The sequence below is a fragment of the Chitinophaga sp. Ak27 genome (assembly GCF_012726295.1).
Taxonomy (GTDB): domain Bacteria; phylum Bacteroidota; class Bacteroidia; order Chitinophagales; family Chitinophagaceae; genus Chitinophaga.
In genome coordinates this window covers 808,710-820,894 of sequence record NZ_JABAOB010000001.1, presented here as the reverse complement: position 1 = coordinate 820,894, position 12,185 = coordinate 808,710, and the positions used below count along the sequence as shown (strand labels likewise).

At 47.5% G+C, this 12,185-nt stretch carries 13 protein-coding genes; 10 read left to right on the top strand and 3 right to left on the bottom strand.

The annotated features are described in order from the left end of the window. Window position 1 precedes the first annotated feature (1 nt). Window positions 2-595 carry a hypothetical protein gene (locus tag HGH90_RS03230; RefSeq protein WP_169190386.1) on the bottom strand — a complete coding sequence of 198 codons (594 nt, stop codon included), beginning with the start codon at window positions 593-595 and terminating at the stop codon, window positions 2-4. Between the two features lie 38 nt (window positions 596-633). Further along, window positions 634-1,932, bottom strand: coding sequence for a hypothetical protein (locus tag HGH90_RS03225; protein ID WP_169190385.1), 1,299 nt, complete (start codon window positions 1,930-1,932; stop codon window positions 634-636). Window positions 1,933-2,205: 273 nt separating this feature from the next. On the opposite strand from HGH90_RS03225, the gene HGH90_RS03220 reads away from it, so the two are divergent. Continuing rightward, complete coding sequence (locus tag HGH90_RS03220) at window positions 2,206-2,763, top strand: GNAT family N-acetyltransferase (RefSeq protein WP_169190384.1); 558 nt, start codon at window positions 2,206-2,208, stop codon at window positions 2,761-2,763. Between the two features lie 95 nt (window positions 2,764-2,858). Here the strand turns inward: HGH90_RS03220 and HGH90_RS03215 are convergent, their stop codons facing one another. Beyond that, window positions 2,859-3,167, bottom strand: coding sequence for a histone-like protein 2 (locus HGH90_RS03215; RefSeq protein ID WP_169190383.1), 309 nt, complete (start codon window positions 3,165-3,167; stop codon window positions 2,859-2,861). Between the two features lie 231 nt (window positions 3,168-3,398). On the opposite strand from HGH90_RS03215, the gene HGH90_RS03210 reads away from it, so the two are divergent. The 9 genes from HGH90_RS03210 to HGH90_RS03170 all read left to right on the top strand — a co-directional run bounded on the left by HGH90_RS03210 (window position 3,399) and on the right by HGH90_RS03170 (window position 12,156). After that, window positions 3,399-4,538: an NAD(P)/FAD-dependent oxidoreductase gene (locus HGH90_RS03210; RefSeq protein WP_169190382.1), complete on the top strand. Its 1,140-nt coding sequence runs from the start codon at window positions 3,399-3,401 to the stop codon at window positions 4,536-4,538. Beyond that, window positions 4,529-5,242 carry a methyltransferase domain-containing protein gene (locus tag HGH90_RS03205; RefSeq protein ID WP_169190381.1) on the top strand — a complete coding sequence of 238 codons (714 nt, stop codon included), beginning with the start codon at window positions 4,529-4,531 and terminating at the stop codon, window positions 5,240-5,242. The genes HGH90_RS03210 and HGH90_RS03205 overlap by 10 nt, the downstream gene beginning before the upstream one ends. After that, window positions 5,239-6,291 (top strand): type III polyketide synthase, encoded by a 1,053-nt coding sequence (locus tag HGH90_RS03200; RefSeq protein ID WP_168763561.1) that lies wholly within the window; start codon window positions 5,239-5,241, stop codon window positions 6,289-6,291. Before HGH90_RS03205 ends, HGH90_RS03200 begins: the two co-directional genes overlap by 4 nt. Next, entirely contained in the window at window positions 6,285-7,061 is a 777-nt protein-coding gene (locus tag HGH90_RS03195) for an SDR family NAD(P)-dependent oxidoreductase (protein ID WP_168763560.1), read from the top strand. Before HGH90_RS03200 ends, HGH90_RS03195 begins: the two co-directional genes overlap by 7 nt. 3 nt (window positions 7,062-7,064) lie before the next feature. After that, entirely contained in the window at window positions 7,065-7,511 is a 447-nt protein-coding gene (locus tag HGH90_RS03190) for a 3-hydroxyacyl-ACP dehydratase FabZ family protein (protein WP_168763559.1), read from the top strand. Further along, a complete protein-coding gene (locus tag HGH90_RS03185; RefSeq protein WP_169190380.1) occupies window positions 7,504-8,781 on the top strand; it encodes a beta-ketoacyl-[acyl-carrier-protein] synthase family protein in 1,278 nt (425 codons plus the stop codon). Before HGH90_RS03190 ends, HGH90_RS03185 begins: the two co-directional genes overlap by 8 nt. Before the next feature lie 10 nt (window positions 8,782-8,791). Beyond that, window positions 8,792-9,046 carry an acyl carrier protein gene (locus HGH90_RS03180; RefSeq protein ID WP_168763557.1) on the top strand — a complete coding sequence of 85 codons (255 nt, stop codon included), beginning with the start codon at window positions 8,792-8,794 and terminating at the stop codon, window positions 9,044-9,046. Then, window positions 9,043-9,579: a 4'-phosphopantetheinyl transferase superfamily protein gene (locus HGH90_RS03175; RefSeq protein ID WP_168763556.1), complete on the top strand. Its 537-nt coding sequence runs from the start codon at window positions 9,043-9,045 to the stop codon at window positions 9,577-9,579. The genes HGH90_RS03180 and HGH90_RS03175 overlap by 4 nt, the downstream gene beginning before the upstream one ends. A 258-nt stretch (window positions 9,580-9,837) precedes the next feature. Next, on the top strand, window positions 9,838-12,156 hold the full coding sequence (locus HGH90_RS03170) for a PSD1 and planctomycete cytochrome C domain-containing protein (protein ID WP_169190379.1): 2,319 nt from the start codon (window positions 9,838-9,840) through the stop codon (window positions 12,154-12,156). The last annotated feature ends 29 nt before the right edge of the window (window positions 12,157-12,185 follow it).

Below are 12,185 nucleotides of genomic sequence, written 5' to 3'. Positions count from 1 at the left end.
TTTAATACCGCCGGTAATAACGTGAAACGGTATTGTCTTCCCAGGTGATATCTACATGATCCCAGCCGTTGGTATACCGGTTGGTAGCGTATTTTATCTTCGTGGCATTCCTGGGCAGGTCTTTATCATAGTCCAGGCTGGGGTCACTCACACTTTTATACGTGTTCCGGTATACAGTAGGGTGAAGCGTAATGTCGTTGCCCTTTTGTTCAGCCGTACCTTTCATATAAAAGAAGGCATATGATTTTAGCCCTCCCATACCGGAGTTGGTAAAGCGGCAAATCTCAAAATCGCCATTGGCGCTGAAGCGGATGCCATTCCCTGGCCGTGGTACCATATCCCAGGGATCAGGGGCATTGTTAAACCAAATGCCTGTAGTGGGATTATATACGGTAAGCGTGTAGTGCAATTCATTATCCATATTCACTTCATCCAGGCCAAACCAGGAATCACCTGCTATGTCGGTAGTAATATTCGTGCGTGGGGTAATGGGAGTGTCGTTGTTGTCTTTACTTTTTTTGCAGGCGATGTTCATGCTTAGCAAAATGGTGGCTAAGCCCGTTCCTGTTATGGAACGGAGTAATTTTAATCTCATATTAACTAGCATTTATTGGATGTTGGTAATGGGGGCGATCATATTTTTCTGATGACGCGAAACCGGCCCTTCATATTTTTATGGCGTACCACCAGGTTTGGGCAGATACCTTCCTCTTTATATACGGTAGCACTAAAGGAACCTTCCAGGTATTCTACATCTCCCGATTTTTCTGTTTTCGTTATCGCTATTCCACCGGGTGAGGCTATGGGGTCCGACGCACAAGGCGTATAGTTGTGAACGTATCCATTGCCTGCTCCGCCGTTATATACGGCGATACCTGTTCCTGCATTTTCATCAACTGTGAATGGATAAAATCCGGCGTTGGCGCCATTGGTTACCAGCATAATACTGGTGGTGGCAGATAAATTACCATTGATGATAAACTTTCCATCTTCCATCGTATAGAAGATACTGTTAAGGGTATACGGAATGCCATCTATTTCTGCGGTGAAATAGGTTTCGTCTACAATATAAATATTAGACATCAACACGGCTTTGCCCGTAGCTCCCGGGCGGACATAACCGGCAGGGATAAAGTTGTATATTTCTACACTTACCTGTACCGGGTTATGGCCTGGTATCTGGTCCGGGGCCGTATAGTGTGCGCGTTTGTTACTGGATTCAACGGTGAGCTTACCATCCTGGAATATCTGCCAGTTCTTTATATTCTTAGGATTGTCTTCGGCGTGGGTATCCATGATTTCCATCGGATCGCCTTTTCCCAGCGGCGCTACGAGGAAGGGGGATGAAATATCTACGGTAGTGGAGCCTTTGGGTTTTAGTTCCTGGTGTTCCACATTCAGCCAGAACTCAGCAAAAGGGGCCCAGTCGCTAAAGTGTGTAGTATTAACGGTAAGCGTGTGCGCCGCTTCATCCAGGGCTGTTTGCGGAATACATCTCCAGATACCATCGTTGCTCTGGAAGGCAAGGAATAGTACTTGCGCTGCGGTGCCTTCCAGGTCGTTGTCGTTGTAATGGAAGGAGAGGGTTACCGGTTTGGTAAAGGTTTGCCCTTCCGGTAACAGGCGATAAGCATTACCGGGACTACCAGGCAGCGTATTGGTAACCGGCTGAATGGTAAAATCGGTTTCTTTGGTTACCGCACCTGCAGGTACATCTAGTTTCATGCGGCCATCGGTGGTGGTAAGTGTGCCACCTGCGGGGCCTATTGTGGCATGTACCGCTTCTCCCACAGGGGTGCCTTTTTCGTGTACAGTACCATGTTGGAGAACTGTTGCAGGCTGATTGTTATCATTCTTTTTACAGCTGTAAAGGCCGATCAGCATACCGCCCACCAGGAGGAATGTTTTTGAGTTTTTAAAAAATGAACACATGATGCTTGTTTATAACAATTTGATAAATAAAAAGGGGCTACTCTTTGGGATTGCAAATCTAGCGCAGGCATATGAAGCCTGCTTCGGGGAAAAAACGGATAAAGATAATTACGTAGTAGTACTTAAATTCCGGTGCTTGATAACGGGGCCATTCGCTGATGCACCCGGTAGAGGCAATACTTTTAAGGTCACCTTGAAATAGTTTTTTTGAGAAGCGATAATAGAAGACGGTAAAACTGTGCTATATTTAATTTTCAAGGCACCTTTATAAATATGAACCATTTGTTCCCCGATCAGTTTCCTGTGCTGCAAACCTCACGGTTACGACTCATCGAAATACAGTACGTACATCAGCCGGATTTATTTTACCTGTTTACCGACAAGCAGGTAACACAGTATTATCATGTGATCCCCTTGCAGGAAGTCGCCGATGTGAGGAAGATTGTGGATATGTTGAAACAACGTTTCCGGGATAAACAGGCCATCCGCTGGGGGATCGCATTGGATAACCAGCAGGAGTTAATCGGTACCATCGGTTTCAACAGCTGGGTGCCGGGTCATAAAGCGGTATTGATTTATGCGCTGGTGCAGGAATATTGGGGCAAGGGTATTATGACAGAAGCGATTAACGCCGTAGTACAATACGGGTTTAATACGTTGCAGTTAAAAAGGATCGAGGCGGAAGTATTGCGGGGAAATACCGGATCGGAGCGGGTGTTGCAGAAAACAGGTTTTCAGCATGAGGGCTTGTTGCGGCAGGGAATGATGTGGAATGGTGCAGCTTACGATATTAATATGTATGCGCGGCTGGCTACTGATCCACAGCCTTGAAGTATCTTTATTGACCGCTGTTGAACAGCATAGCATTGGCAGTTGTTCTGGTGCAGCGGAACAATAAAGACACTTTTTATACCGTGGTTACTGAGTTAGCTCTTGTGGGTAGCCGCTTTTTTAGGAGCCGCTTTCTTGGTGGTAGTTTTAGGGGAGCTGGCTTTAGGGACAGTTGTTTTTTTGGCAGCTGCTTTCTTGCCTGTTGCTTTCTTTTTGGGCGCTACTGCTTTCTTATCAGAAAATCCTGCTACCATGGCCTTACTGGCTTTCTTAATATTGCGGAGGAATTTCTTCTCTCCTAGCTTCTCTTTTAAATCAACCAATGCGGCTGTTAATATTTCGGCAACTTTTAAACCAGCTTCTTTTTTCAGATGCTTGCCGCCTGGTTTCCTGGAATCGCTCATGGATTTAAAGTTTTACAAAAAATGATGATATTCAAAATTAACAATTATATAATATTGCCAATGTTAAGTTTTATAGTCCTTTGGTCAAAAGAGCTATGTGTAATGTGGAAAATAAATATATGTGTTCCTGGCACTTTGAATTAGCTAAAAGGAAATCAATTATAAATTCGTTATATTGGAGCTAAGCTACCACATTGTGTTGGAGCTTGTTATTGTTTTAACCATAGGGGTATGGGTGCAAGAGATGTTATTATTATTGGGGGAGGGCTATCAGGGCTCACCAGCGCCATTCATTTATCGAAGGCCGGATTGCATGTAACGGTGATTGAGAAAAACACCTATCCGTTACATAAAGTATGTGGAGAGTATGTTTCCAACGAGGTATTACCTTACCTGGCGTCGCTTGGAGCCGATCCTGCTGTTTTAGGTCCTTCCCGGATCAGCCGTTTAATTATTTCAGATCACTATGGCAAAACCCTGGAAACGGCTTTGCCGCTGGGCGGTTTTGGAATAAGCCGTTATGCATTCGACCAGTTCCTGATGCAGCAGACGCTCCAAAGTGGGGTAGAACTGATTACGGATACGGTGACCAACGTATTTTTTGAGAACGACCGTTTTTTTATAGATACCAATGAACAGGGAGTGTTTTCGGCGCCGGTAGTATTGGGAGCATATGGAAAAAGGGCTGCGTTGGACCTGAAGTTGTCACGCCCTTTCATAAATGAGAAATCGCCCTGGCTGGCGGTAAAAGGGCATTACCGGGGAGAATTTCCCGCAGATACCGTAGGCCTGTATAATTTTGATGGAGGCTATTGCGGGGTTTCAAAGGTAGAAGATGATATCCTGAACATCTGTTACCTGGTGAGTTACGAAAGCTTCAAAAGCTATAAGCATATAGAGGCGCACCAGGAACAGGTATTGGCACGGAATACCCACCTGAAAGACATTTTTGAAAGAAGCACCCCGTTATTCGATAAACCTTTAACGATTAGCCAGGTATCTTTCTCGGAAAAAGAAAAAGTGGTCAATCATATCTTAATGACAGGAGATACAGCAGGACTTATCCACCCGCTCTGTGGCAACGGTATGGCGATGGCCATCCAGAGCGCGCAGATAGCATCGGAAAATGTACTGGCGTATTTTAATGCAACAGCGAGGAACAGACCAGCGATGGAACAACATTATACGAAAGCCTGGAATAAAATGTTCAGCGGCCGTATGCGCACCGGCCGTTTATTATCCCGATTATTCAGCAACGAAAAATTGTCGGCTACCATGATGAAGGGATTGATACTCTTTCCCGGACTCCTGCCCGGTATTATCAGGCGTACCCATGGTAAACCGTTAAAAGGAGCCGAAGTATGCGTGTAGACACCCGGCATCGAAGCCAGGCTCCTGAGATCATGGATGATTTTAACATGGAAGGAGCGTTACTAAAGGAAACCCTGCGTAAAATTGCACAAATCAATCGTCTCCTGGGAGGCAACCGGATTACCAGGAATGGCGTATCTGCACTGATAAAAAGTATTCCTGCCCACCAACGGATTACCATCCTGGATGTGGGATGTGGTAATGGAGATATGTTAAGGGAATTAGCTGATTATGCCAGGAAGAACAACCGGTCATTTCAACTGGCAGGCATAGATGCCAATCCGGCTACGATCGCGTATGCACGGGAATTATCAGCGTCCTGGCCAGATATTCAATATCATTGCCAGGATATGATGGATCCTGCTTTTCAGCAACAACAGTACGACATTATTTTATGCACGCTCACATTGCACCATTTCAAAGAAGAAGAAATTTGCCGCCTGATGAATATTTTCAGGCAGCAGGCAAAAGTCGGGATTGTCATCAACGACCTTCACCGGAGTGCATTAGCCTACCGGCTGTTTCAACTGGTCTGTGTGGTATTTAATCTCAACAGGATGGTCAGATATGACGGGCAGGTATCTATTCTCCGTGGTTTTAAGAAAAAAGAATTACATCAGCTATCAGCGGTTCTCAATATCGGTCGGTATTCCCTCCAGTGGAAATGGGCTTTCCGGTATCAATGGATAATTAATAATTTATGAGCGTTAAAATTCAGTCTGTCGCGAAAGCATTACCACCCTATACCAGATCTACCCAGGATATTTTTCCTTTTTTAGATATCTGGTTATCCGGGCAGGAAGAGCGTTTTGTGAAGAAAGTAAAGAAGATATTTGAGAATGCAGGCGTAGATAACCGTTACGGGATTATGGGACCGGAAGATGTGTTTACAAAAACTTCTTTCGAAGAAAAAAACAATCTCTATATGCGCGAGGCCGTTGTGCTGGGAAAGGCTTGTTTGCAAAATGCATTGCACAAGGCACAACTGCAACCTGCGGATATTGATTTTATTATTACCGTTAGCTGCACCGGCATCATGATTCCGTCTATGGATGCTTACCTGATCAATGAGTTGCAGTTACGGCAGGATATTGTGCGGCTGCCTGTAACGGAGATGGGCTGCGCTGCTGGCGTATCGGGCATCATATACGCTAAAAAGATGTTGCAGGCTAACCCGGGAAAAAGAGCGGCCGTTATTGCGGTTGAATCGCCTACAGCCACTTTCCAGCTCGATGATTTTTCCATGGCCAATATTGTCAGCGCCGCGATTTTCGGCGACGGCGCCGCCTGCGCTATCTTATCTTCCCATGAGCAGGATACCGGGCCGGAGATCATAGGGGAAGAGATGTATCATTTTTACGATGCCGATTACCTGATGGGTTTCCACCTGTCTAACACCGGTTTAAAGATGGTACTGGATGTAGAGGTGCCGGAGAAGATCGAAGCACACTTCGGGGATATTATCCATCCCTTTCTCGCCAGGCATGAGCTGACCATTGAAGATATTGACCACCTGATTTTCCACCCGGGGGGAAAGAAGATTATCAGCCTGGTGGAAGAGCTTTTCCGCACCATGGGCAAGAAACTGGATGATACCAAAGAAATTTTGCGGTTATATGGCAACATGTCGAGCGCCACTGTGTTATATGTACTGGAACGATTTATGGACCGGCAGCTTCCCAAAGGAGATAAAGGGCTGATGCTGAGCTTTGGACCGGGATTTTCCGCACAGCGAATTTTATTACAATGGTAAAAGAGTTTAGCGATTACTGGGCATTGATACTGGGCGGCAGTACAGGATTGGGCCTCGCGGCTGCGCATAAGCTGGCTACACACGGCATGAATATTTGTATTGTACACCGCAATACGCGGGTGGAATGGCCGGGTATTGAGCAGTCTTTCGCCGCTATCAAGGCAACGGGCGCGCAATTGCTGCATTTCAACGCTGATGTCCTAAATCCCGAAAAACGTAATGAGATGCTGTTGCAATTAAAGACGGCAATGGGAGCCAGCGGGCGGGTACGCTGCCTGTTGCACAGCATTGCCAGGGGCAATCTTAAAGCCATGCCGGCGTTGAGTGGCGATGATTTCCAGCTCACAACAGCATATATGGCTACCAGCCTGTATGAGTGGACGGCGGCGGTACTTCAGCACCAGCTGTTTGCCCCGGATGCCCGGGTACTGTCTTTTACTAGTGATGGAAGTTATAAAGCTATACCGCATTATGCGGCAGTATCTGCCGCTAAAGCTGCGCTGGAAGCTATAACCAGGAGTATAGCGCTGGAGTTTGCACCACAGGGGGTACGGGCTAATTGTATTCGTGCAGGCGTTACCGATACAGCTTCACTGCAACGGATTCCCGGTGGCAGTGAGCTGTTGCAGCATAGCAAATCCCGTAATCCTTTTCAACGGGTTACCACACCGGAAGATGTTGCGAATGTGGTATACCTCTTGTGTAAAGATGAAGCCGCATGGATCAACGGTGCTATCATACCCGTTGATGGCGGCACACATATTCATTAGGCAATGACAACAGCAGCAATATTACAACACCTGCCCTACACCGCGCCTTTCCTGTTTGTAGATGAGCTGAGCTACATCGACGACGAAAAGGTGGCAGGCAGGTATACCTTTCAGCCAGATATGCCCTGCTACCAGGGGCATTTTAAAGGGCGGCCGGTTACGCCGGGTGTTTTGCTGACGGAAGTGATGGCACAAATTGGTGTTGTGTGTTTGGGTATTTATTTATTGAGAGATAGTATTGGGCAGCAGTTTCCTACGGTGGCCATGACTTCCACCCAGGTAGATTTTTACCTGCCGGTGTTTCCCGGTGAAACCGTGGAGGTAAAGGCAGAAAAGATATATTTCAGATTTAATAAACTGAAATGCCGGGTGTCGCTGTATAACGCAGCCGGGAAACTGGTTTGCGATGGCGTTATTGCCGGTATGATCATTTATCCGCAACATGCATAACAGGGTTGTTATAACAGGATTGGGTGTAGTAGCGCCCAATGGTATAGGGGTAGCGGCTTTCCGGGAAGCCATTAAAAATGGTGTATCCGGTATCCGTTATGAGGAGCAGCTGGCTGCGCTGCAGTTTTCCTGCCAGATAGCAGGCCGCCCTCCGCTGGAGGAGGCGAGGTTGCATCCTTATTTTGATGAGCTGGAGTTGAAACAATTAAAAGCATCGGGCATTATTTACGGTGTTATGGCGGGTATGCAAGCCTGGGCTGATGCAGGTTTGCCGCTGTTACAGGAGGTATCGCCGGATTGGGACAGTGGTACGGTGTTTGGTACCGGCACCTCAGGTGTCGATAAATTCCGGGAGGCTGTTTATAAACTGGATGAGTTACAGGTGCGTCGCTTAGGCAGTACGGCCGTTACCCAAACGATGGCCAGTGGGATCAGCGCCTTTTTAGGAGGCAAGCTGGGGCTGGGTAACCAGGTAACAACTAACTCCTCCGCCTGTACGACGGGAGCGGAAAGCCTGCTGATGGCTTATGAACGGATAAAGTACGGGCATGCCAAGCGTATGTTGGCAGGGAGTACCAGCGATAGTGGTCCTTATATATGGGGCGGCTTTGATGCCATGAAGGTGAGTACGTTCCGGCATAACGATCGGCCGGAAGCTGGCTCCAGGCCGATGAGTGCCAGCGCCAGCGGTATTGTACCCGGCAGCGGCGCCGGCGCCTTGTTACTGGAATCGCTGGAGAGCGCATTGGAACGGAAAGCTACCATCTATGCGGAAGTGTTGGGCGGTAATATTAATTCCGGCGGGCAACGAAATGGAGGCAGCATGACAGCGCCCAACAGCGAAGCTGTGCAACGTTGTATTACCGACGCGTTGATACAGGCTGGTGTGAAGGCTAAAGCCATAGACCTGATCAATGGACATCTTACCGCCACGGGTAAAGATGCGGAAGAAGTAAAAAACTGGAGCGCTGCGCTGGGCCGGTCGGGCGCCGATTTCCCTTATCTCAATGCGCTGAAATCACAAATAGGGCATTGCCTTGGTGCATCTGGCAGCATAGAGCTGGTGGCAGTTGCCTTGCAATTGAAAGAAGGGTTTATATTCCCCAATATTAACTGCGAAGACCTGCACCCCGACATACTGGAATGGGTGGACCCGGAAAGAATTCCCCGGCAGCTATTGTATAAAGACCTACATTTAGTGGCAAAAGCAAGCTTTGGTTTTGGCGATGTAAATGCCTGTGTGATATTGAAAAAATACCCGCAACTTTAAACGAACAGACATGGATCAAGCAACATTTATTGCAGAATTAAGAGAGATAGTAAAGCCTTACGCGAAGAACCAGGAGGCATTAGCACAGATTAGCCTGGCGACCGATTTTATCAACGACCTGAAAATTAATTCCGCCAACCTGGTAGATGTGGTGCTGGATGTGGAAGAAAAATATGATATCGTTATCCAGAATGAAGAGATGGAACGTATGCTGAATGTGCAGGCCGCGATGGATATTGTCAACGCCAAGTTGCAGGAGAAATGATCGGCAACGACATTATAGATCTTCACCTGGCGGAAAGAGAAAGTAATATCTGCCGCCGGGGCTTCCTCGACAAATTGTTTTTGCCGGCGGAGCAGGATATCATTGCAGCGGCGTCCCGACCGGCGGCTATGATATGGCTGCTGTGGAGTTGTAAGGAAGCCGTGTATAAAATTATTCATCGTTATTCACAGGAACGTCTATACGCCCCTCATCACTATGTTTGTGCATTGCAACAGGTCACCGGCACGGTAATAACAGGCACAGTGGCACACCAGCAACAAACCTGGTATTTTAAAAGTACTAGCCTGGGCGCCTGCATCCATACACAAGCTGCTGCCAGTACGGCACTGCTGGAACGGGTACAGGTGTTTACGGGTTATCATCTTACAACCGATTATACCGCCCTGTTACCCGGGCGTGTTTTTTATAAAGACACATACGGAATACCGTTTACCCGCGATAAATACACTGGCGAGTGCCATCCAGTTTCCATAAGCCACCATGGGAAGTACCTTGGTATTGCCAGCATCTGACTCCTTTTACCATCCTCTTCCTTTTTATTCTTTTTACCAGTTTTATTTTTTATTTGTAGGTATGTATGTACATATTTGCAAAAAAATGTTATTTTACATCAAAATACTGCCGAAAGTATAGGGTTAGATACCCGATATTTACTGACAGTAAACACTCCATTAGCTATAGTTTGACAATCAGACCGGAGTTTCCATGTTATTAATGTATCGCGATCATCGAGGGGTACGCGTACAGTGAATATTTAATATTGTAAGGATATGTTCCAGCGTTATGTAGGATCCATGATCTGTTTCCTGGCGGTGTTATCAGCATGCAACAGCGGGGGTGCACCTGGCCAACAGGAAGAGAAATTACCTGAAATAGTGGATTACAATTTTCATATAAGGCCTATCTTATCGGATAAGTGCTATGCCTGTCATGGTCCCGACGCCAATAAGCGGGAGGCCGGATTACGCCTTGATATTGCCGACAGCGCGTATAAAGCGCTCCGGGAAACGCCGGGCGCCCATGCACTGGTGCCGGGTAACCCCATGGCATCGGCAGTATATCAACGTATCAGCAGCAAGGATACGGCTATGCGTATGCCGCCGCCGTCGTCTAACATGTCGCTTTCAGCCTATGAAATCAAGCTGATTGAAAAATGGATTAAACAAGGCGCCAAATATAAACCGCACTGGGCTTTCGTAGCACCAGTTGCACCTGCATTGCCTGCAGTGAACAATGAAAAATGGTCGCGTAACGAAATAGACCGTTTTGTGCTGGCAAAGATGGAAGAGAAAGGACTGGCGCCTAATACCGCGGCGGACCATGAACGTCTGCTGAAACGCCTGTGTCTCGATCTTACCGGCCTGCCTCCTTCGCTGGATAGAATGGAGCGCTTCGCCAAAGATACCAGCGATAAAGGCTATGAGCGCATGGTAGATGAGCTGTTGCAGGACAGCGCCTATGGCGAAAAAATGGCAGTACACTGGATGGACGTAGCCCGCTATGCCGACTCACATGGCTACCAGGATGATAACTACCGCAGCATGTGGCCCTGGCGCGACTGGGTCATTCACGCGTTTAACGAAAACTTGTCCTATAAAGACTTTGTTACCTGGCAGCTGGCTGGCGATATGATGCCCAACGCTACCCGGGAACAGCTGCTGGCAACGGGTTTTAACCGCAACCATAAAATTACGGAAGAAGGTGGCGTGATCGATGAAGAATACCGCATTGAATATGTAACCGATCGTACGAACACTTTCGGAAAAAGCTTGCTGGGCATCACTATAGAATGCGCCCATTGCCATGACCATAAGTACGATCCTTTTTCACAGAAGGAATACTATGAACTGTTTGCCTTCTTTAACAACGTAAAAGAAGTGGGCCTGCAATCGACCGTGGGCGGCCCTGATACTTATGCTAAGACTCCCTATATGGAGATTACCAAAGAAGATCTCCAGGGCGTGTTGCATTTCATTAACAAACAAGACACCAACCGGTTGATTGTATCTGTGATGGGTGACCGGGATACGACGCGGAAAACGTATATTCTTGGACGTGGTAACTACGACAACCCTACGCTGGAGGTAACGCCTGAAACACCCCATGCTGTATTGCCTTTCGATGTAAGGCAGTATCCGGCTAACCGGCTGGGACTGGCCGCCTGGTTGTTTGATAAACGTAACCCGCTCACCGCAAGGGTTTTCGTGAACCAGCAATGGCAGGAAATCTTTGGTCGCGGTATTGTGAAGAGCACCGGTGACTTTGGCATGCAGGGCGATCTGCCCGTAAATCCTGCTTTGCTCGATTGGCTGGCCACCGACTTTATGCAGCATGGCTGGGATATTAAACGATTGATAAAACAGATGGTAATGTCGGCCACCTACCGGCAGTCGGCCGTTGCGTCTAAAGAAAAGCTCAAAGCCGATCCTGAAAATATGTATCTCTCCCGCGGCCCGCGTTTTCGCCTGCCGGCGGAAGGCGTAAGGGACCTGGTGTTACAGAGCAGCGGATTGTTGGTACATACTATTGGCGGTCCCAGTGTGAAGCCATATCAACCTAAAGGATTGTGGGAAATGGCCACTTCCGGGAGGGGCATACTGGCCTCTTATAAGCAGGATCATGGCGAAAGCCTTTACCGCAGGGGCTTGTATACGTTTATTAAACGTACCGTGCCACCGCCTTCCATGATGATTTTTGACGCCAGCAACCGTGACCAGTGTGAGGTTAAGCGCTCCAATACGAACACACCTTTACAGGCATTGATCATGCTGAATGATCCTACTGTACTGGAAGCCTCCAGGGTATTGGCTTCCCGCCTGTTGGAAAAAGATAATAACGCGGCAAAGAACATTACGCAGGCGTTTAAAATGATTGTATGCCGTACACCACAACCACAGGAAGTGGCGCTGTTGCAAAAGTATTATGACCAGCAACAGCAACAGTATAAACAACAGCCGGCTGCGGCAGTGAAGTTGTTGCACCACGGAGAATATCCCATGGCCGAGCATCTCGACAATGCTTCCTGGGCTGCCATGATGCAGGTTATTACCACGATTTATAACCTGGAAGAAACACTGTCAAAAACATAATTCACCGGGATATCCCCTTTCAATACCAG

Coding starts and splice junctions, on each gene's coding strand:
- HGH90_RS03230 (WP_169190386.1), bottom strand. CDS start 595: ATGAGATTAAAATTACTCCGTTCCATAACAGGAACGGGCTTAGCCACC.
- HGH90_RS03225 (WP_169190385.1), bottom strand. CDS start 1,932: ATGTGTTCATTTTTTAAAAACTCAAAAACATTCCTCCTGGTGGGCGGT.
- HGH90_RS03220 (WP_169190384.1), top strand. CDS start 2,206: ATGAACCATTTGTTCCCCGATCAGTTTCCTGTGCTGCAAACCTCACGG.
- HGH90_RS03215 (WP_169190383.1), bottom strand. CDS start 3,167: ATGAGCGATTCCAGGAAACCAGGCGGCAAGCATCTGAAAAAAGAAGCT.
- HGH90_RS03210 (WP_169190382.1), top strand. CDS start 3,399: ATGGGTGCAAGAGATGTTATTATTATTGGGGGAGGGCTATCAGGGCTC.
- HGH90_RS03205 (WP_169190381.1), top strand. CDS start 4,529: ATGCGTGTAGACACCCGGCATCGAAGCCAGGCTCCTGAGATCATGGAT.
- HGH90_RS03200 (WP_168763561.1), top strand. CDS start 5,239: ATGAGCGTTAAAATTCAGTCTGTCGCGAAAGCATTACCACCCTATACC.
- HGH90_RS03195 (WP_168763560.1), top strand. CDS start 6,285: ATGGTAAAAGAGTTTAGCGATTACTGGGCATTGATACTGGGCGGCAGT.
- HGH90_RS03190 (WP_168763559.1), top strand. CDS start 7,065: ATGACAACAGCAGCAATATTACAACACCTGCCCTACACCGCGCCTTTC.
- HGH90_RS03185 (WP_169190380.1), top strand. CDS start 7,504: ATGCATAACAGGGTTGTTATAACAGGATTGGGTGTAGTAGCGCCCAAT.
- HGH90_RS03180 (WP_168763557.1), top strand. CDS start 8,792: ATGGATCAAGCAACATTTATTGCAGAATTAAGAGAGATAGTAAAGCCT.
- HGH90_RS03175 (WP_168763556.1), top strand. CDS start 9,043: ATGATCGGCAACGACATTATAGATCTTCACCTGGCGGAAAGAGAAAGT.
- HGH90_RS03170 (WP_169190379.1), top strand. CDS start 9,838: ATGTTCCAGCGTTATGTAGGATCCATGATCTGTTTCCTGGCGGTGTTA.